This is a genomic window from Mesorhizobium sp. P3_A8 (assembly GCF_056402995.1).
In genome coordinates, this window is record NZ_JBFUGI010000003.1 from 74,971 (window position 1) to 93,026 (window position 18,056).

The 18,056-nt window shown below is 64.2% G+C and carries 19 protein-coding genes; 5 read left to right on the forward strand and 14 right to left on the reverse strand.

Annotation, left to right across the window (positions count from 1 at the left end):
- Positions 1 to 229: 229 nt before the first annotated feature.
- Positions 230 to 1,075, reverse strand: a complete 846-nt coding sequence (locus AC1DX4_RS08315) for a LysR family transcriptional regulator (RefSeq protein ID WP_477219867.1) — start codon at positions 1,073 to 1,075, stop codon at positions 230 to 232.
- Between the two features lie 171 nt (positions 1,076 to 1,246).
- Here AC1DX4_RS08315 and AC1DX4_RS08320 point away from each other — a divergent pair, with 171 nt between their 5' ends.
- From AC1DX4_RS08320 to AC1DX4_RS08330, 3 genes are read left to right on the forward strand one after another with little or no spacing between them, the layout of a single operon-like run.
- Positions 1,247 to 2,332, forward strand: a complete 1,086-nt coding sequence (locus AC1DX4_RS08320; RefSeq protein WP_258581788.1) for an amidohydrolase family protein — start codon at positions 1,247 to 1,249, stop codon at positions 2,330 to 2,332.
- Positions 2,332 to 2,718 (forward strand): Rieske (2Fe-2S) protein, encoded by a 387-nt coding sequence (locus tag AC1DX4_RS08325; RefSeq protein WP_477219868.1) that lies wholly within the window; start codon positions 2,332 to 2,334, stop codon positions 2,716 to 2,718. The genes AC1DX4_RS08320 and AC1DX4_RS08325 overlap by 1 nt, the downstream gene beginning before the upstream one ends.
- 16 nt (positions 2,719 to 2,734) lie before the next feature.
- Positions 2,735 to 3,358: an HD domain-containing protein gene (locus AC1DX4_RS08330; RefSeq protein ID WP_477219869.1), complete on the forward strand. Its 624-nt coding sequence runs from the start codon at positions 2,735 to 2,737 to the stop codon at positions 3,356 to 3,358.
- A gap of 73 nt (positions 3,359 to 3,431) precedes the next feature.
- Here AC1DX4_RS08330 and atzF read toward each other — a convergent pair whose 3' ends face one another.
- Genes atzF through AC1DX4_RS08370 form a run of 8 tightly spaced genes read right to left on the reverse strand, consistent with a single transcriptional unit; the run spans position 3,432 to position 11,778 of the window.
- A complete protein-coding gene (gene atzF / locus AC1DX4_RS08335; RefSeq protein WP_477219870.1) occupies positions 3,432 to 5,291 on the reverse strand; it encodes an allophanate hydrolase in 1,860 nt (619 codons plus the stop codon).
- Positions 5,288 to 5,638 carry a cupin domain-containing protein gene (locus tag AC1DX4_RS08340; RefSeq protein WP_477219871.1) on the reverse strand — a complete coding sequence of 117 codons (351 nt, stop codon included), beginning with the start codon at positions 5,636 to 5,638 and terminating at the stop codon, positions 5,288 to 5,290. The genes atzF and AC1DX4_RS08340 overlap by 4 nt, the downstream gene beginning before the upstream one ends.
- Positions 5,631 to 6,299, reverse strand: a complete 669-nt coding sequence (locus AC1DX4_RS08345) for a cysteine hydrolase family protein (RefSeq protein ID WP_477219872.1) — start codon at positions 6,297 to 6,299, stop codon at positions 5,631 to 5,633. The genes AC1DX4_RS08340 and AC1DX4_RS08345 overlap by 8 nt, the downstream gene beginning before the upstream one ends.
- Positions 6,299 to 7,822 (reverse strand): ABC transporter ATP-binding protein, encoded by a 1,524-nt coding sequence (locus tag AC1DX4_RS08350; RefSeq protein WP_477219873.1) that lies wholly within the window; start codon positions 7,820 to 7,822, stop codon positions 6,299 to 6,301. The genes AC1DX4_RS08345 and AC1DX4_RS08350 overlap by 1 nt, the downstream gene beginning before the upstream one ends.
- Before the next feature lie 10 nt (positions 7,823 to 7,832).
- Entirely contained in the window at positions 7,833 to 8,534 is a 702-nt protein-coding gene (biuH, locus tag AC1DX4_RS08355; protein ID WP_475438299.1) for a biuret amidohydrolase, read from the reverse strand.
- 28 nt (positions 8,535 to 8,562) lie between these two features.
- Entirely contained in the window at positions 8,563 to 9,489 is a 927-nt protein-coding gene (locus AC1DX4_RS08360; RefSeq protein WP_258581780.1) for an ABC transporter permease, read from the reverse strand.
- Positions 9,489 to 10,604: an ABC transporter permease gene (locus AC1DX4_RS08365; RefSeq protein WP_477220283.1), complete on the reverse strand. Its 1,116-nt coding sequence runs from the start codon at positions 10,602 to 10,604 to the stop codon at positions 9,489 to 9,491. The genes AC1DX4_RS08360 and AC1DX4_RS08365 overlap by 1 nt, the downstream gene beginning before the upstream one ends.
- 46 nt (positions 10,605 to 10,650) lie before the next feature.
- A complete protein-coding gene (locus AC1DX4_RS08370) occupies positions 10,651 to 11,778 on the reverse strand; it encodes a BMP family ABC transporter substrate-binding protein (RefSeq protein ID WP_477219874.1) in 1,128 nt (375 codons plus the stop codon).
- A 339-nt stretch (positions 11,779 to 12,117) separates the two neighbouring features.
- On the opposite strand from AC1DX4_RS08370, the gene AC1DX4_RS08375 reads away from it, so the two are divergent.
- On the forward strand, positions 12,118 to 12,762 hold the full coding sequence (locus AC1DX4_RS08375; protein ID WP_477220284.1) for a GntR family transcriptional regulator: 645 nt from the start codon (positions 12,118 to 12,120) through the stop codon (positions 12,760 to 12,762).
- A 163-nt stretch (positions 12,763 to 12,925) separates the two neighbouring features.
- On the opposite strand, the gene AC1DX4_RS08380 is transcribed toward AC1DX4_RS08375, so the two are convergent.
- The gene (locus tag AC1DX4_RS08380; protein ID WP_477219875.1) at positions 12,926 to 13,024 is read right to left on the reverse strand and encodes a putative RiPP precursor; all 99 of its coding nucleotides are present in this window, start codon (positions 13,022 to 13,024) and stop codon (positions 12,926 to 12,928) included.
- A 310-nt stretch (positions 13,025 to 13,334) separates the two neighbouring features.
- Positions 13,335 to 14,798: an MFS transporter gene (locus AC1DX4_RS08385; RefSeq protein WP_477219876.1), complete on the reverse strand. Its 1,464-nt coding sequence runs from the start codon at positions 14,796 to 14,798 to the stop codon at positions 13,335 to 13,337.
- Between the two features lie 91 nt (positions 14,799 to 14,889).
- Between AC1DX4_RS08385 and AC1DX4_RS08390 the strand changes: the two genes are divergently transcribed.
- Positions 14,890 to 15,405 (forward strand): MarR family winged helix-turn-helix transcriptional regulator, encoded by a 516-nt coding sequence (locus AC1DX4_RS08390; protein WP_477219877.1) that lies wholly within the window; start codon positions 14,890 to 14,892, stop codon positions 15,403 to 15,405.
- A 21-nt stretch (positions 15,406 to 15,426) separates the two neighbouring features.
- Here AC1DX4_RS08390 and AC1DX4_RS08395 read toward each other — a convergent pair whose 3' ends face one another.
- From AC1DX4_RS08395 to AC1DX4_RS08405, 3 genes are all read right to left on the reverse strand, one after another.
- Complete coding sequence (locus tag AC1DX4_RS08395) at positions 15,427 to 15,813, reverse strand: RidA family protein (protein WP_477219878.1); 387 nt, start codon at positions 15,811 to 15,813, stop codon at positions 15,427 to 15,429.
- A 100-nt stretch (positions 15,814 to 15,913) separates the two neighbouring features.
- A complete protein-coding gene (locus tag AC1DX4_RS08400) occupies positions 15,914 to 17,230 on the reverse strand; it encodes an MFS transporter (protein ID WP_477219879.1) in 1,317 nt (438 codons plus the stop codon).
- Positions 17,231 to 17,267: 37 nt separating this feature from the next.
- Positions 17,268 to 18,056, reverse strand: coding sequence for an SDR family oxidoreductase (locus AC1DX4_RS08405; RefSeq protein ID WP_477219880.1), 789 nt, complete (start codon positions 18,054 to 18,056; stop codon positions 17,268 to 17,270).

The window sequence follows — 18,056 nt, forward strand, 5'->3', positions numbered from 1 at the left end:
TCACCAAATAAGAAATCTCCCCCGTGGGCAGCGCTCACAGAGGGAGCAACGCAGTCAATGGGCAGGGATGTCGTTGCGATCCCAGAAATCCCTCGCACGGCGAGTGGCTTCGCAAAACGATCAAATGTCGATGACGGTGGAGCTGGAGTGGGCAGCACATTGGCGCATGCTCGATTTGATTGTAGCGCACCGATCCTCGATGCCGTCGATCTCTAATTCGGCGATTGAACTATGCCGTCATCTGCTTGAGCGCCTTGAGCAGGCGCAGATGCGTGTGGGAGTGGTAGTGCCTGACATGCACGGACGAATAGATCGGATGTGAGATCTTCGGCGCATCGGCAACCAGCTGCGCCACGCCCTCCTGCCGCAATTTCGTCGCCACCGTCTCGGTGACGAAGGCGGTGCCGCCCCGGCTTCGCAGGAGGTAGGTGACGGCGCCGCCATTTCCTGTCGACACCGGGACGTTTTCCAGCTCCGGCAGCATCTGCCTGTGAGCGCGATTGAAGAAGGCGGAATAGTTGGCGCGGATATAGTCCGCCGGCGTGACCGCGTCGAATGCAACACCGCGCGTTGACACCATGACGAAATTCTCTTCGGCGATCTGCTCGTAATGCATGTCGGGAAGATGTTGTGGCGAGTAGAGCACCGCCAGGTCGAGGCTCCCGGTCGTCAGGTCCAGGATCATCTGGTTCGAATAGTCGATCTCGACATAGATCGCCAGTTTGGGCATCGTCTTCCGCACCCACTCCAGCCACCCCTCCAGCACGCGCTCATAGAGTTCGAACTGGATGCCGATGCGGATGAGCTGGTCGAACTTGCCGACCGACTGGATCTCGCGGCGGGCATCGAGCCATCTGAGCTTGACGGCGCGCGCATGGTCCTCAAAGCGGATGCCGGCGACGGTCGGCTCGGTGCCGCTCTTGCCGCGGATGAACAGCTGTTTGTCGAGCAGCGCTTCCAGCGAACGGATGCGGCTCGAAACGGTCGACTGGGTGATGCCCAGCCGCTCCGCCGTGCGGTTGAAGTTGCGGGTCTCGATCAGGTCCAGGAACGTGTCGAGCAGTTCGATCTGCATCTCGGCCACCCAGCAAAAGCTTCGCAATGGCTACCGCTTTTTGGCCAGGCCCGACAATGGCTAATCGGAATCTTCGATTAACATCCCATGCCGGGTTGCGTTGCCGGACATCGCCTTCAGGCGCAGATTTGCGGCATCTTTCAAACATCCGCCGCGGCAGGTCATCCATCCATGTTCATCGTCGACACCGACGTCCACAATTACTGGTCCAGTGCCGAGGTCCTGCTTCCCTATCTCGAACCCTATTGGCGCGACTTCCTGGTTCGTGGCGAAAAGCCGGGGCCGGCGGGAAGCTTTCCGCACGGCCACCGCCCTTGGCTGCATCCCGAGGGATTTTCGCGGCATGACATCCGGCCGCAGACCGAAGAGGACAATTATCTGATCATGAAGGAGAAACACCTCGATCTCTACGACATCGACGTGGCAATCCTCACCGCCGACGAGCCGCTGGAAGCCTCGACGCTGGCCAACTACCACTACGCCAACGCTCTGGTGAAAGCCTATAACGACTACATGATCGACTGGTGGCTGCCGAAGGACCGGCGCTTCAAGGGATCGATCATCATTTCGCCGACCGACCCGCACGGCGCAGCCGCCGAGATCCGCCGTCTCGGCGCCCACAAGGACATCGTCCAGGTGCTGGCCAGCCACGGCTCGCAACGCCCTTACGGCGATCCGTTCTATCATCCGATCTTCGAGGCCTGCGCCGAAGTCGGACTGCCCTTCGCCATCCATTTCGGCGGCCAGGGCGGCGTCAATCACAATGCCATCGCCAGCGGCCCGACAACCTATTACTGGGAAACACATGCGCTGCTCAGCCAGCCGGCCATGACCCATGTCGTCAGCATGATCTCCAACGGCGTGTTCGAGAAATATCCCGACCTCTATTTCGTCGTCATCGAATGCGGCGTGTCCTGGGTGCCATCGCTGATGTGGCGGCTCGATGCCAACTTCAAGGCGCTGCGCAAGGAGACGCCATGGCTGAAGATGCTGCCGTCGGAATATTGCCGCCGCAACATCCGCTTCAGCACCCAGCCGCTCGAACAGCCACAAAACGTCCGGCATCTCTGGGAAACGCTGGAGCACATGGATGGCCAGAACACGCTGCTTTTTGCCTCCGACTATCCGCACTGGGACTTTGACGCGCCGACCAACATCCACATCCCGCCGGCCTGGCGCGACAAGGTGATGGGGCTGAATGCGCTGGAGGTCTACAAGCGGATCGAGGCCCCAGCCGCCAGCGCGAGGGTCGCGTGATGACGGCCACCGCAGCAGCCGCACCAGTGCGAGGCCGCACCTTTGCCTGCAAGGTCGAAGAGGTCGCGATCGGGCAACCCAGGATCGTCGCCTTCGGTCGCATGAGCATCGGCATATTCCAGCTCGACGACGGCTATGCCGCCTTGCTCAACATTTGCCCGCACCGGGCGGGCCGGCTTTGCGAAGGGCCGGTATGCGGAACCACCAGACCGACCGACCGGGCGGAGTTCGTCTATGAGCGCGCGGGCGAAATCGTTCGCTGTGCCTGGCACGGCTGGGAATTCGAGATCAGGTCGGGAAAATGCCTCGTCGACGACCGGCTCAAGGCGCGGACATTCCCGGTCGAGGTCGTCGGCGAAGACCTCTATCTCGAGCTCGGCCGCTAGGCGGAAGGTGACGACAATGGAAACGGTAAAATTCACCCAGATGAAGGATGGCGACCGCGAGGATTACGCTTTCCTAACCGATCATGAGATCGAATACGCCGCCGGCACGGCCGACCGGCTGCTGGCGGCCATGGTCGAACTCGACAAATCCCTGTCCGGCTACAAGGTGACGCGGCTTGGCCATTCGCTGCAGGCCGCGACGCGGGCCTGGAACGCCGGCGCCGACATCGACTGGGTGGTGTCGGCGCTGCTGCACGACATCGGCGACATCTACGCGCCTTACAACCACGATGAATATGCCGCCGCCATCATCCGGCCGTTCGTGCGCGACCAATGTGCCTGGGTGGTCGAGAAGCACGGCGACTTCCAGTTGCTCTATTACGGCGAGCATGTCGGCGCCAATCCGCACAAACGCGATGCCTTCCGGGGCAGCGCCTATTTCGACGACTGCGCCGAATTCTGCGAGAAATGGGACCAGTCCAGCTTCGATCCCGATTATCCAACCAAGCCGCTGGAATTCTTTGCGCCCCTGGTGAAAGAGGTTTTTGCGCGCAAGAGCTATGGTTCGGGAGTCATCAGGACCGGGGTCCGTGCTCCGATGTCGGACGAGGGTGTCGCGTTGGCGCGATCGGCAATGTAGGACACCATCGGCGATTGTCTTGCCCGGCACCGAAGTCCAACCGATGCAGGTAGCTCCGAAGCCGGAAGGCGCGCTAGGCCGCGGTGATCGGGACGCCGGCGGGCCAGTTCCGTCGCTGATCGCTTTGGTCGGCCACGTCTTTGCCGCGTGCGACAAAGCCGCGCCAGCCGCCGAATGAAGAGATATCGAGGGCACCGTCCAAGCCGGCGGTTTCGACCAGGAAACCCTTGGCCGGGGTGCCGTCGTCGAGTTCGACCGTGCCGATGCCGAGCGGTGCCGGAATAGCGGCGACGAAACGGCCAAAGGCCTCCGGCTCGAGCCGCCAGATCTCGACGTCGATCCGCGTGCCGCCGTCGGCAACCCTGATCAAGCCGGGCTTGGGCACAGACTGGCCGGCCAGCGCATAGAGCTTGTAGGCGGCGGCCGTCCTGGTCGCGCGCAGGAACTGTGCACCGAGCTGGCTGAGCTGGCCATTGAGCGGCATGCCGGACAGATGCGCGCCGACCACCACCAGGTCGATCAAACCGTCGCAGGGCGCGACAGCGGCTGGCTGCAGGCTGGGCTGCGGCCAGCCGGTTGCGCCGAGGACAAGGCCGCTCGCCGCATGGATATCGCGAGCAAGAGCTGATGTCAGCCAATCCCTGCCCGCCATGGCCAGCAACGTCACGCTCATCGGCAGCCCGTCGTCGCGCTTGCCGGTCGGCACGGCGATACCGCACATGTCGAGCAGATTGACGAAATTGGTGTAGGTGCCGAGCCGGCTGTTGGTGGCGATCGGATCGGCGAGCACGGCGTCCAGCGCATAATGCGTCGGCGCGGTCGGCACGCAGAACAGGTCGACCGAAGCAATGACCGGGGCGAGCTTGGCCTTGTAGGCCTGCAGCGCATAGAGGCCCTTGAAGGCGTCGGCCGCCGACAGGCCGCGCGCGCCACCGATGATCTTTCGCGTCACCGGGTGCATGGCGGCCTCATTGGCCTCCATGAATTCGCGGATCGCCGCATAGCGTTCGGCCACCCAGGCGCCTTCATAGAGCAGATTGGCGGTGGCGTAGAAATCGGCGAACGGAATCTCCACCAGCCGGCAGCCGAGCTTTTCCAGCAGGCCAAGCGCCGCCTCGAAGCCTGCCTGCATCGAGGCATCGCCGAAGAATTGCAGGTCCGCCTTCGCCGGCACGCCGACGCTCAGCATCGGCGGGCGCGCTGCGAGCGCCGGCACCTTCACAGTCCGCGAGTAGGCATCGGCCGTGTCCTTGGCCGTCGCCACGCCGTACACCGCATAAGCGTCGTCGACGGTGAGCGCGAACACCGAGATGCAGTCGAGCGTGCGGCAGGCCGGCACCACGCCGGCGGCCGAGAGCGCGCCGACCGTCGGCTTCAGCCCGACGATGTTGTTGAGGCCGGCGGGAATGCGGCCGGAGCCGGCCGTGTCGGTGCCGAGCGCGAACGAGACGATGCCGCGCGCCGTCGCCACCGCCGAGCCCGACGACGAGCCGCCCGGCACGAGGCTGGCATCGACCGCGTTCCTCGGGATCGGATAGGGCGTGCGCACGCCGACCAGTCCGGTGGCGAACTGGTCGAGATTGGTCTTGCCCACCACCAGCGCGCCGGCGGCCTTCAGCCGCGCCACCACGGTGGCGTCCTTGTCGGGCATATAGGCATATTCGGCGCAGGCGGCAGTGGTCGGCATGCCGGCGACATCGATGTTGTCCTTGACCGCGAACGGCACGCCCCACAGCGGCTTGCCCACCGGATCGAACGACCCGAGCTCTTGCGCCTGCGCCAGCATGCCCGCCTTGCCGGCGAGATGAATGAAGATGCCGGGATCGTCGGCCGCCGCGATGCGCTCATGCACCGCATCGATCATGGCGGAGACACTTACGCCAGCCGCATAGGCCGCATGCAGACTGCCGATGTCGAAGCGGATTTCGCTCATGTGGCCTCTCCCAGAATGATCACCGGCAGGTCCCACTGGATCAGCACGACGCAGCCGTCTTTCGTCCACACCGAATGCTCGGTCCCGACCGGATTCAGGATGACGCTGCCGGCTGAATAGTCGCCATTCTCGTCGCTCTGCGTCCCCTCGAGCACGACGATGGTTTCCAGCCCGACATGGCGGTGGCGCGGCACGCCGGCGCCGGGCCGGTAGTCGAGGATCGCCACCGACGGCTCGACCGGTCCGCCCTTCAGCAGCCAGTGTACCGTGATGCCTTCGCGAAAAGGCTCGAACGCCAGGTCGCGCCAGCCGCCACCGACGAGGCCGGCAAAACTCAAATTAGCCATGGGCAAGTCCCTGCAGCACCTGGTCGGTCGTCGCCGTCCAGCCGACGATCGCACCTTGCGCGCGGATCATGGCGATGGCCGCCGCCTTGAATTCGGGAAAATAGCTTTCCGTCGCGTCTTCGGCGAGCAGGCACTCATAGCCGCGATCATTGGCCTCGCGCATCGTCGTCTGCACGCAGACTTCGGTGGTGACCCCTGCGAAAACCAATTGCTGTGCGCCAAGCCGCTTCAACTCGTCACCGAAGGTCGTCGCGTAGAAGGCGCCCTTGCCCGGCTTCTCGATGACGATCTCGCCCGGCAGTGGCGCCAATTCGTCGAGGATCGCCGTACCCGGCTCGCCGACGATCAGCACGCGGCCCATCGGCCCGACATCGCCGATGCGGATCGACGGATTGCCGCGGTTGCGCTTGGCCGGCGGCAGGTCGGAAAGGTCGGCGCGGTGGCACTCCATGGTGTGGATCACCGTCAGGCCGGCGGCGCGGAACCCCTCGATAAGCTTCTTCACCGTCGGCACGATCGCCGTCACCCGGCTGACATCGTTGCCCAGGCTGGCGCCGAAGCCGCCGGGCTCGGCGAAATCGCGCTGCATGTCGATGACGACCAGCGCCATCGTGTCGGGCTTGAACGCAAAGGCAAAAGGCTGCGCATCGATTTCCGCCATCAGTGATGCCCCGCCATATGTTCGCCGATGGTCTGCACGCTCGCCTGCGCGATCGGCGTTTCGTAGACCAGCGCGCCGTCCGACATGACGAAGATGCGGTCCGACAGTTCCAGGAGTTCGTCGAGGTCCTCCGACATCAGCAGCACGGCCGCACCCGCATTGCGCGCCTTCATGATGCGGGCGCGGATTTCGGCCACCGCGGAGAAATCGAGGCCGAAGCAGGGGTTGGAGACGATCAGCAGGTCGACCTCGCCGGTCAGCTCGCGCGCCAGCACCGCGCGCTGCACATTGCCGCCCGACAGCGAGGCGATGGGCGACGACAGCGAGGCGGTCTTGACCTTGAACTGCTCGACCAGCCTGGCGCTGAAGGCGCGGATGGCACTGGCGTTGATCCAGCTCACCGGCCGGCCATTGCCGTCCATGTCGAAGGTGCGGAAGGAGATGTTCTCGGCCACCGTCATTTTCGGCGCACAGGCATTCTTCAGCGGCTCCTCGGGAATGAGCCGCACATTGAGCGCCCGAGCCTCGGCCCGCGTCGCCGCATAGGCCGAGCCGCGCACCAGCACCTCGCCGGCGTCGCGCGGCCGCTGACCGGCTAGAACTTCGAGGAATTCCTTCTGGCCGTTGCCGGAAATGCCGGCAATGCCGACGATCTCGCCCGAGCGCACGCCGAGGTCCTCGATGCGGATCGACTTCAGCCCGGTCCTGTCCGGCGCCTTCAGCGATTTGACCTTGAGCACGATCTCGGCATCCGGTTTCGGCGCCGCACGGCTGTCGAGCGCCGCGATCGGCTGGTCGCCGATCATCATCGCCGCCATCGCCTTGTGGTCGAGGTTGGCAACGCGGCCGGTTCCCGTCAGCTTGCCCTTGCGCAGCACGCTCACATCGTCGGCGAAGGCGGTGACCTCATGGAATTTGTGCGAGATCATCAGCACGGTGAGGTCGCCCGCCTTGGTCATGGCGCGCACCAGTCCCAGCACCTCCTGCGCCTCGCCGGGCGTTAGCACCGAGGTTGGCTCGTCCAGCACCAGGAAGGAGCGGCCGAGATAGAGCTGCTTGATGATTTCGAGCTTCTGCTTCTCGCCGGCCGCAAGCTCCGCCACCTTGACGTCGAGCGGCAGCTTGAACGGCATGCGCTCCATGAACACGGCGAGATCGCCCCGCTCCTTGCGCCAGTCGATGATGCCCGGCACCTTCTCGCGCGAGATGACGAGGTTTTCCGCGCCGGTAAGCGAGGGAACGAGGGTAAAATGCTGGTAGACCATGCCGAGCCCAAGCGCCGAGGCGTCGCGCGGACTGGCGATCGCCACCTCGCGGCCATCGACCAGCATGTCGCCCGATGTCGGGTGATAAAAACCCATCATACATTTGACCAGCGTCGACTTGCCGGCGCCGTTTTCGCCGAGCAGCGCGTGGAACGAGCCCGCCGGCACCTTCACCGACACCGCGTCCAGCGCCGTGAAGCCGCCGAAGCGCATGGTCATCCCTATGGTTTCGACGCCGACCGCTTTCCTGTCACTCATCGCGGCCTCCTCACGGCAGCTGCGCGACGAGCGCCTTCGAATTCGACACCGTGCCGAAGACGCCGCCCTGCATCTTGATCATCTTGATCGCCGCCAGATGGTTGCCGTAATCGGTCGCCCCGCAGCAATCCTCCAGCATCATGCATTCATAGCCGCGGTCATTGGCTTCGCGCATAGTGGTGTGCACGCAGACATCCGTGGTGATGCCGGTCAGCACGATATTCTCGATGCCGCGCTGGTTGAGGATCAGCTCCAGATCGGTGGCGCAGAACGAGCCCTTGCCCGGCTTGTCGATGATCGGCTCGCCTTCGATCGGGTAGAGGTCGGGGATGATGTCCCAGCCCGGCTCGCCGCGCACCAGGATGCGCCCGCACGGGCCGGGGTCGCCGATGCCGGCATTGATGCGGCGTGAACGCCAGCGCTTGTTGGCCGGCAGGTCGGCGAGATCGGGGCGATGCCCCTCGCGCGTGTGGATGATGGTGTAGCCCTTGGCCCGCATCGCCGACAGCACCGCCTTGATCGGTTCGATCGGCGCGCGCACCAGCGACAGATCGTAGCCCATATGGTCGACATAGCCGCCCGGCCCGCAGAAATCGGTCTGCATGTCGATGATGATCAGCGCCGTGTTGTCGGGCCGCAGGTCACCATTATAGGGCCACGGATAGGGCTCGGCATCGATCGTGTGCTGGGTGAATTCGGCTCTGGCGTTCATAGGCAAAACTCCAGTCATTTGGTGTCAGTCATTTGGTGATCGACAATTCGCCCGGCGCACCGGCAAGCGAGCGTGTCGGCGACGAAGTGGCGATCATGATGATGAGGGTGAGGATGTAGGGAGCGGCGTAGAACAGATAATAGCCTTGCGTGACGCCGACCGATTGCAGCGCCGGACCGAGCGCCCCTGCCCCGCCGAACAAAAGGGCTGCGGCAAAGCAGCCGAGCGGGTTCCAGCGCGCGAAGATGACCAGCGCCACCGCCATCAGGCCCTGGCCCGACGAGATACGCTCGGTCCAGCTGCCGGGATAGTAGAGCGACAGATAGGCGCCGCCGATGCCGGCCAGCGCGCCGCCGACGCCGGTGGCGAGCAGCCGCACCGTATCGGGGTTGAGGCCCATGGCGCGTGCGGCGTCCGAACTGTCGCCGACGACGCGCACGATCAGGCCGGCGCGGGTGTTGCGGAAGGCCCACCAAAGGATGACCGACAGCACGGCGCCGATGAGGAACAGCACATTGACATCGAGTGCGGCCTGCACCTGCGGAATATCGGACCAGCCGCCGAAGGGAATGGCCGGCAAATTGGGCGCCTTCGGCTTGATGAACGGCTTGCCGAAGAAGAAGGCCAGCCCCGAGCCGAACAGCATCAGCGCGATGCCGATGGCGATGTCGTTGACCTTGGGGAATTTACAGATCCAGCCGTGGAACAGGCCGAAGCACAGGCCGGCGAAGGCTGCGGCGAGCAGGCCGAGCCAGGGCGAGTTGGTCATCACCGCCACCGCATAGGCGGTCATGGCGCCGAAGACGAGCGTGCCTTCGAGCCCAAGATTGATGCGGCCGGACCGCTCGGTGATCGCCTCGCCGAGCGAGACGAAGATGAAGGGCGTCGACACGCGGATGGCGCCGCCCAGAATGGCCAGCGGCACGCCCCAGAGGCCGATCTCGGTCGCATCCATCAGGCAGTCCCCCTCGACAGATCGGGCCGCTTCCACAGATCGGGATTGAAGGCCTTGAAGCGGCCGTAAAAGGTTTCGCTGAACAGGATGACGATGAAGATCATGCCTTGCAGCAGCAGCACGGTGGCATCGGGCAGGTCCATGCGGCGCTGGATCAGCCCGCCTGACGCGTCGATACCACCGAGCAGGATGGCGACCGGGATGATGGCCAGCGGGTTGTGGCGGGCCAGGAAGGCGACGAGGATGCCGGTGTAGCCATAGCCGGCGGCGAGCGAGGCATTGGCGCTGCCTTGCACGGCGGCGACCTCCAGCATGCCGGCAAGCCCGGCAAAGCCGCCGGCCAATGCGGTGAAGCCGACGATGAGCGGCCCGACCGCCAGCCCTTGCACCTGTGCGGCCCGCACATTGCCGCCGGCGATGCGCGCGGCGAAACCCCAGCGGGTCTTTTCGATGAGCACCCAGGAGAGGATGCAGGCGACGACGCCGACCACCAGCCCCCAATGCACGTCCATGCCCGGTATGTTGCCGATGCGGTAGATCTCCGCCAGCGGCTGCGTCGACGGCTTGTTGCGCGAGGCCGGGTCGCGCAGCGGCCCTTCCACCAGCTGGTTCATCAGCGCGATGGCGATGTAGGCCATCAGCAGGCTGGAAATGGTTTCGTTGACGGCCCGGTAGTGGCGCAGCGCGCCGACGGCACCGATCCAGATGCCGCCGGCGGCCATGCCCGCCACGCCCATGGCAAGAATGACGATTGGGGAAGGCGCGCCGCTGAGCGCCACGCCGATGGCAGCGGCACCGACGCCGCCGAGCACGATGGCGCCCTCGCCGCCGATGACGACGAGGCCAAGCCGCGCCGGCAGCGCTACGCACAGCGCCGCCAGAAGCAGCGGTGCGGCCCGCGACAGCGAGTTCTGGATCGAGAACCAGGAGCCGAAGCCACCCCGCCACATGGTTTCGTAGAGCAGGATCGGCGACTTGCCGACCAAGGCGATGAACAGGCTGAACAGCGCCATGCCGACGACAAGCGCCGCGAGCGGAATGACGAAAGCCTCCGCCCGCCGCGCGATCCATTCCACCGCCGCCGGATAGCCCTTGGCACCGAAGAGTGCCGGCATGCCGGCCCCTGTCACTGTATCCGTCATCGCCCCGCCCCCCCTCGTATCAGGCGGTCGAGCCGACGACGCCCTCGACCAGATAGTCCATGCTTTCGAGCTCGATCGCGGTTTCCGGAAACGCCTGGCTCGCGGTGGCGACGACAGCGCCCTTGTTGCTCTTCAGCGGGCCCTTGATGACGGCGAAGCCGCCCTTCATCATTTCGGCCAGCGTGGCGTCGAACTGCTTGCGCGCCGGCTCGCCGACAGCGGGACCAAGCGGGCTCATCTTGACGAAGCCGTCGGCCAGGCCGCCGCGCGTGAAGTTCGGCAACGGCGTGCCGGCCACCAGATCGTCGACGAACATCTTGTAGACCTTGGCCCAGTTCCATTCGGCACCGGTGAGATACTTTTCCGGCGCCAGCGGGCTCTGGTTGGCGTGATAGCCGCAGACGAAGGCGCCGCGCCCGGCTGCCGTCTCGACCACCACTTTCGGGCTGTCGACATGGCAGGTGATGACGTCGGCACCCTGGTCGACCAGCGCGTTGGTGGCTTCCGCTTCCTTGACCGCCAGCGACCATTCGCCGGTGAAGATGACCTGGCAAGTGATGGTCGGATCGACCGAGCGCGCGCCGAGCAGGAAGGAGTTGATGTTGAGCAGCACCTGCGGAATCGGCTTGGCAGCGACGAAGCCGAGCTTCTTGGTCTTCGAGGTGTGGCCGGCGACAACGCCGTTGAGATACTGACCCATGCCGATATAGCCGAAATAGGAGCCGGCATTCATCGGATGCTTGGACTTGTCCCACATGCCGCCGCAATGGCGGAACTGCACGTCGGGGAACTTCGCGCACATGGCCAGCATATGGGGATCGAAATAGCCGAACGAGGTCGGGAAGATCAGCGAGGCGCCGTCGAGATTGATCATCGATTCCATCGTCTTCTGGACATCGACCGTCTCCGGCACGTTCTCCTCCTCGACGACGGTGATGCCCTCGATGCCCTTCAGCGCCGCAGCACCTTCGGCATGCGCCTGGTTGTAACCATAGTCGTCCTTCGGCCCGACATAGATGAAGCCGACGGTGGCGGCAGCGGCAAAGGCCCTGCTGACGGGAAAGGCCGCGGAGGCAAGCCCGAGTGCGGCTCCGGCGGCGGATGTCTTCAGCAATTGGCGGCGGCTAAGCATGAATCGGTCGGTCATCTCTTATGCTCCCCTATAGGACCCTTCCGGGTCGGTTAACGCCTTGTCGAGAAAGTGCATGCAATCGCCGTGCCAGTTGGAATTATGAAATTTAGTCAATAAAAACAATAAACATGGCGACATGTCGTGCACAAGTGAGAGGCAATTGCATACACTTTTTGCCTTGAAAACAGCCAGTTTGACAGGCAGATTAAAACATAGGCATAGAGGGTCTGGCCTGAGTCGGGATCGTGCCGTTTGGCCGCAGGATTTCATGGCTTGAGACGCCGAAGCGTGGGAGGCGAAGCGGATTTGTCGGGAAAGCGCGGGTTGATCCGGTCGGGCACGACCGTCGATCAGATGGTGAGGGCGATCGGCGACCGCATCGTCACCGGCGTGCTGCGTCCGGGCGAAAAACTCGACGAGGTTTCGCTTGCCGTTCGCTTCGAGGTTTCACGCACACCGGTGCGGGAGGCGCTGGGCCAGCTCAGCGCCATGGGGCTCGTCGAGCGTCGGCCCAACAGGGGCGCCATTGTCGCCGTGGTCACCCAGGAGCATCTCACCTCGATGTTCGAGAGCATGGCCGAACTGGAAGGCATATGCGCGCGCTTCTGCGCCGAGCGCATGACCGGCAGCGAGCGCCGCGCGCTCGAGACCGAGCACCAGACCTCGGCGCGGCTGGTGCGGCTGGGTGCCGAGGAAGACTATGAATATTTCAACACCGAGTTCCACAGCAGGCTCTATCGCGGCGCCCACAGCACGCACATCCAGGAGTTGACCGCGACGACACGCAGTCGTCTGGCCCCCTTCCGCCGCGCCCAGTTCAGGCTGGCCGGGCGCCTAGCCAAATCCTGGCAGGAGCATGACGCCATTGTTACGGCGATCCTGCGCGGCGATGCCGCTGCCGCTGGCAAGGCGGCCAAGGATCATGTGTCAATCGTCAGCGAAGCCAGCGCGGCGTTTATTGTTGGCGACCAATCGAGAGCCGAGCCACAACACCCTTGAAGTGCCCTCCGGCTCACATCCAGGGCCGGCGCCCCGACGGATGGGCTGCCACGACCATCGCGCGGCGTGCCGCCATGCGAGGTATCCGCGCCAGTTGGCGGCCGCAAGCTGCTGACCGGCATGTCAAGCGAGGCGTGATAGCCATGGGCACCAGGAAGTCCGATCACTCGCTCAAAATGATCCCGGATGCCACGACCTGCGCCGTGCGCTCGGTCAGTTTTCCGCGTTTCACAAGCGTGGGTTTGACGTAGGTCTTCTTCATCATCACGATCCGCTGCACAGGGACTAAACGACCTCAGCACACCAACGTTCCATGAGCCCTAACTACGGCGGCATCGAAGGCCGCCGCCCGCCTCCTCACTGTCCGCTCAACGCCACCATGCGGTCGAGCGCCGCGGTCAGGCCGTGCAGCGACACCGTGAATGCCAGCGGCGTAACGACTGAACGCAGCCGCATGCAAATGTTCAGCATGCGCGCGGCGAACAGCCAAACTCAGCTCAGGCAGGCATATGGCACCAAAGATTGCGCTTGGTCTTGGCGATGAGCCCTGCTGAGTTCGGCGCGTCGGGAGGTCATATTTCCACCGGATGGGCGATGGGCTGGTGCTTGGTGAAGCGCGGCAACAGTCCGGTTAACAACACCAGCACCAAGATGATCGCGAGCTGGATGGCGATGACGGTGCCGAAGGCCTGCGCGATGCTCGTGGGCTCCAGCGCCAGATAGAGCGTGCCCAAGGTGGCGACGCCTAGCGCCAGACCCGACTGCTGCAACGTGATCAGAACGCCGCTGCCGACACCGGCCAGGTGGGCCGGAACATCGGCAAGAACAGCGCGGAACAGGCCTGAAAACAGCATCGATTGTCCGGCGCCGATCAGCACCAGCGGCAGCGCCAGCTCGGCCAGGCTAACCTTCGGCCAGCCGGAAACGATGATGCCGATCAACAGCGCCAGTCCAAGCGCCTGAACGATGCCGCCCGCCGCCAGCGCTCCGCGGCCGAAGCGGCTGATCATATGCGGGCTGACCATGGAGCCGATGAAGAACATGATCGCCATCGGCAGGATGGCGAGGCCGCTTTGGAGGGGACTGGCGCCGAGCCCGTTCTGCACGGTGAGCGCGAAGACGAACATGAAGGCGCCGAAACCAAGGCTGAACAGCGTGATCATGGCGAGCCCCCGCGACATCGACGGCAGCTTCAGCAGCGAGGGCGGCAGCAACGGCACCTCGCCGCGCGCCTCGGCAGCCCTTTCGACGATCACGGTCAGCACCGCCAGCACGACTGCGGCTGCGAGCATCGCCCAGGTCCATGCCGGCCAGCCGAGCGAATGGCCTTCGGTCAGCGGCACGAGAAGGGCCGTCAGCGTGGCGGCGAAAAGCACGGCGCCTGGCAGGTCGATGCCGGCGGGGTGCGGTGAGCGGCTGGCCGGTACGACGAGCCGCGAGGCGAAGAACACGGCGATGCCGAGCGGGATGTTGATGAGGAAGATCGGTCGCCATGACGTGCCGAACAGATTGGCGCTGACCAACAATCCACCGGCGAGCTGACCGACAACTGCGGCAATACCCGAAGTCGCGCCGTAGAGCGCGATGGCCCGGGTCTTGCGTTCGCCGGCGAGCGTCGCCTGGAAGGTCGCCAGCACCTGCGGCACCAGCATCGCCGCCGTCGCGCCCTGGACCAGCCGGGCTGCGATCAGCACGTCGATGGTCGGCGCCAGGCCGCAGGCCAGCGACGCCAGGATGAAGCCGGAAAGTCCGACCACAAACAGCGTGTGGCGGCCGAAGCGGTCGCCAAGCCTGCCGCCGAGCACGAGCATGGCGGCATAGGCCACACCATAGATGGAAACCACCAGCTCAAGCGCGGCCGGTGTCGGCTTGAGCGAGGCGGAAATGGTCGGCAGCGCGACGTTGACGATGAAGAAATCGGCGATCGGCAGGAAGGCGCCGGCGAGCAATACATACACACCGACCACGTGCAGCTCTCCGGCAAGGGCCATGGAGCGGGGAGAATGCCGGCTGGCGGCGCCTGTTGAATAGGTCATGCGAACCTCCATTTGCCTATGGATAAATAGTTATGTAAACATAATCATTATGTACATATACATACCTGGCTTGGCGCTGTAAACTCCGCTCATGAAGACCGACAGCGAATCCTCCGCAAGCAAGGCCCCACCGGTTCGGTGGGCGGACCTGGCCGACCTGATCCTCATCATCGCTCGCGAGATCCAGTTTCGCGGATACAGCGACGACCGGGCGCTATCTCTCACGCAGTCGGAAGGCATGGTCATGCGCCACCTGGTTGCACAGGTCTCTGCGACACCGAGCCAGATCGCGGCGGCGACAGGGCTGCAGCGCACCAACGTCTCTCCAGTCCTGCGCGACCTCGAAGGCAAAGGACTGATCGAACGGCATGTCGATCCGGAAGACCGCCGCGGCGTCAGCGTCCACCGCACACGGCGCGGAGCCGACAACTACGCGCTGGTGCGCAAGGAATGGGGCGCTGCCGTCTCCGCTGCCGCTGGCGGCGACACCAGCAAACTTGACGATGCGCTCGCGCTTCTCAGGGCCATTGAAACCGGCCTCACCTCGACTAGGCCAAAAGGCAGTGATGGTCCGGTGCGAGATCCCGCCCGCCAGCAAAACATTTAGCTCCAGGGCTATGTTCTGAGATCAAAGACCTTCCTCGATAACGGCAATAAATTCGCATTGCACCAGAGATGGGCTATCCGGCGGCAACGGTCGAACGTGCCGGGCCGGGCGCGACTCCGGATCGGGAAACATCCGCAGCCATTCTTCATTCACGGCATTCCTGTCGCTGCTGTCGCGCAGATAAATCTCCACCTTGATGATATCCACCACGCTGCCGCCGGCGGCCTCGATGATGGCACGCACATTGGCAAACACATTGGCTGATTGATCCGCCATCCCGGCTGGCAACTCGTGGTTGGTCGGGCTTACGCCGTGAACCGCTCCCGAGAACACCATGTTGCCGATCCGACAGGCATTGGGAACAGGATGCCTGTGGCTCAGTCCTCTGACCGAAATGCTCTTGCGCATGGTTCTGCTGATCCTCCGCGAGCTCTGATCCGTGGGATAATTCGTAAGCTGCCTATGCCGAGCGGTTGGGTCCGGTTGCCCACGAGTGCAACTGGACAGGCTATCGTCTTGCGCGCAAAATCGAGGCCGCGGCGGGCGGCGACGAAACGCCCGTATCAGGACGCGGCGCAAGCGGCTCATAGCCGGAAGTCAGTTGAATTCCGCGCGTCTCCGGCAGCATAAGGGTCGCGGCGAAAGCAATGCCGTAGCCGAGCAGCGCAATCACGCCGATGGCCTCGGCCAGGCTGACATATTGTGCGAGTATTCCGATACTGGATACGGCGGCCGCGCCCGCCGCCTTGCCGGAATTGTAAGCGAAACTCTGGCCGCTGGCGCGAATGGCGGACGGGAAGAGCTCGGTGAAGAACGGCCCCAGCGCGGCATAATTGCCGATCGTGAAGAAGCCGAACGGTGCGCCCAGGACAACCAGTAGCCAACCGGATAGCGGCAGGAACATGTAGGCGATGGTGACCAGCCAGGAACACACCAGAAACAGCTGGAATGTCCGCCTCCGCCCGAGATAGTCGGCCAGGTATGCGCTTGCCAGAAATCCGAAAAACGAGCCGCCAGTCACCACGAACACATAGTAGCCCGAAGTGCTCGGCGACAGTTCACGCACGGTTTTCAGAAACGTCGGCAGCCAGTTGACAATGGCGCCGCCAACGCCAATCACACCGAAGGCAAGCAACGAGGACAGCACTGTAATGCGCAGCGTGTCCGGCTGGAATATCGCCCCCAACCCCGGATGGGTTCCGCTCCTCTCGACCAGCTCGCGCGTTTTGACGAAAACCTCCGGCTCCTCGATTCTGCGGCGCAGATAGAGCACCAGCAGGCCGGGAAGAACGCCGATCATCAACAGCACCCGCCAGCCATACTCCTGGGGCAAGTGCGCCAGCACCACGCCCGCCAGAATGGCGGCCGCGCTCCATCCGACACCGAATCCGCTCTGGACGGTACCCACGGCCTTGCCGCGATGTTCGGCGCGAATGATCTCGCCCATGAGAACCGCGCCGGCGGCCCATTCGCCGCCAAAGCCCAACCCTTGCAGGATGCGCAGGACCATCAGTTGCTGGAAGTCCTGCGCAAAACCGGCAAGGAAGGTGAAGACGCAGAACCACAGGATTGTGAACTGCATGATGCGGGCCCGGCCGAAACGGTCGGCGAGATATCCGCAGGCCCATCCTCCGATCGCCGCGGAGAGCAGCGTTGCCGTGGCCAAATAGCCGGCCTGCGCCGTCGTCATTCCCCATGCAGCAATGAGAACTGGCAGCACGAAGCTGAAGAGCTGTGCATCCATCGCATCAACTGCCCAGCCGGCGAAACAGCCCCAGAAGGTGTTCCGCTCCCGCTCCGTCAACTGCTTGTACCAGGTGAACATTTCTTCCTCCCATCGCTTGTTCTGGTTGTTGGGCCGGCTAGACGACCAGCGGCGTGAGACCTCCGTCCATGGTCAGCGAAGCTCCTGTCACGTAGGAGGATCTTGCGCTGGCGAGGAAAAGCGCGGCGTCGGCCACTTCTTCCGGTTTTGCGTAGCGCTGCAGGGGAATGCGCTGCTCGTTCAGCCGCAGCAGCTCTTCCGTCGGCTTGCCGGTCATCCTGGATTCGACTTCAAGCGACAGCTGCAGGCGCTCGGTCATGGTGGCGGCTGGGTTGATGACGTTGACCCTGACGCCGGCGGAACCCCAGGCCGCCGCCAGTCCCGCCGAGGCGAGCATCAGTGCGGCGTTGGCAGCACCTCCCGGCAAATGCATGGGCGATGCGATCTTGCCGCCGGTGCCGACGATGTTGACGATCGTGCCGGCGCGCCGCGCCACCATCAGCGGCAGGACGCAGTCCATGACGTTCATATAGGTGAAGAATTTCGCGTCCATGGCGGTGCGCCATTTGTCTGGCGTCAGCTCGCCCGGAGGAACTCTCCTGGCGCCGCCGGCCGAATTGACCAGGGATGCGATCGGGCCCACCTGATCCTCGAGCGCGGCGACCATGTCCTGTGCCGCAAGCCCGTCCGACAGGTCGGCGGCGAAACTCGCGACCGACAGGCCCTCGGCGGCCAGTGTTGCCTTCGCGTTGTCCAGATTTTCCTGACTGCGCGATACGATTGCGACGCGGGCTCCTTCCCGGCCGAAGGCGCGCGCGCAAGCCAGCCCTATGCCCTTGCTGCCCCCGGTGATCAGGACGACTTTTCCGTCGAGTTCGAGGTTCAT

Bases quoted from the DNA above. Each gene is read 5' to 3' on its own strand.
- AC1DX4_RS08315 (WP_477219867.1), bottom strand. From the start codon at position 1,075: ATGCAGATCGAACTGCTCGACACGTTCCTGGACCTGATCGAGACCCGC.
- AC1DX4_RS08320 (WP_258581788.1), top strand. From the start codon at position 1,247: ATGTTCATCGTCGACACCGACGTCCACAATTACTGGTCCAGTGCCGAG.
- AC1DX4_RS08325 (WP_477219868.1), top strand. From the start codon at position 2,332: ATGACGGCCACCGCAGCAGCCGCACCAGTGCGAGGCCGCACCTTTGCC.
- AC1DX4_RS08330 (WP_477219869.1), top strand. From the start codon at position 2,735: ATGGAAACGGTAAAATTCACCCAGATGAAGGATGGCGACCGCGAGGAT.
- atzF (WP_477219870.1), bottom strand. From the start codon at position 5,291: ATGAGCGAAATCCGCTTCGACATCGGCAGTCTGCATGCGGCCTATGCG.
- AC1DX4_RS08340 (WP_477219871.1), bottom strand. From the start codon at position 5,638: ATGGCTAATTTGAGTTTTGCCGGCCTCGTCGGTGGCGGCTGGCGCGAC.
- AC1DX4_RS08345 (WP_477219872.1), bottom strand. From the start codon at position 6,299: ATGGCGGAAATCGATGCGCAGCCTTTTGCCTTTGCGTTCAAGCCCGAC.
- AC1DX4_RS08350 (WP_477219873.1), bottom strand. From the start codon at position 7,822: ATGAGTGACAGGAAAGCGGTCGGCGTCGAAACCATAGGGATGACCATG.
- biuH (WP_475438299.1), bottom strand. From the start codon at position 8,534: ATGAACGCCAGAGCCGAATTCACCCAGCACACGATCGATGCCGAGCCC.
- AC1DX4_RS08360 (WP_258581780.1), bottom strand. From the start codon at position 9,489: ATGGATGCGACCGAGATCGGCCTCTGGGGCGTGCCGCTGGCCATTCTG.
- AC1DX4_RS08365 (WP_477220283.1), bottom strand. From the start codon at position 10,604: ATGCCGGCACTCTTCGGTGCCAAGGGCTATCCGGCGGCGGTGGAATGG.
- AC1DX4_RS08370 (WP_477219874.1), bottom strand. From the start codon at position 11,778: ATGACCGACCGATTCATGCTTAGCCGCCGCCAATTGCTGAAGACATCC.
- AC1DX4_RS08375 (WP_477220284.1), top strand. From the start codon at position 12,118: ATGGTGAGGGCGATCGGCGACCGCATCGTCACCGGCGTGCTGCGTCCG.
- AC1DX4_RS08380 (WP_477219875.1), bottom strand. From the start codon at position 13,024: ATGAAGAAGACCTACGTCAAACCCACGCTTGTGAAACGCGGAAAACTG.
- AC1DX4_RS08385 (WP_477219876.1), bottom strand. From the start codon at position 14,798: ATGACCTATTCAACAGGCGCCGCCAGCCGGCATTCTCCCCGCTCCATG.
- AC1DX4_RS08390 (WP_477219877.1), top strand. From the start codon at position 14,890: ATGAAGACCGACAGCGAATCCTCCGCAAGCAAGGCCCCACCGGTTCGG.
- AC1DX4_RS08395 (WP_477219878.1), bottom strand. From the start codon at position 15,813: ATGCGCAAGAGCATTTCGGTCAGAGGACTGAGCCACAGGCATCCTGTT.
- AC1DX4_RS08400 (WP_477219879.1), bottom strand. From the start codon at position 17,230: ATGTTCACCTGGTACAAGCAGTTGACGGAGCGGGAGCGGAACACCTTC.
- AC1DX4_RS08405 (WP_477219880.1), bottom strand. From the start codon at position 18,056: ATGAACCTCGAACTCGACGGAAAAGTCGTCCTGATCACCGGGGGCAGC.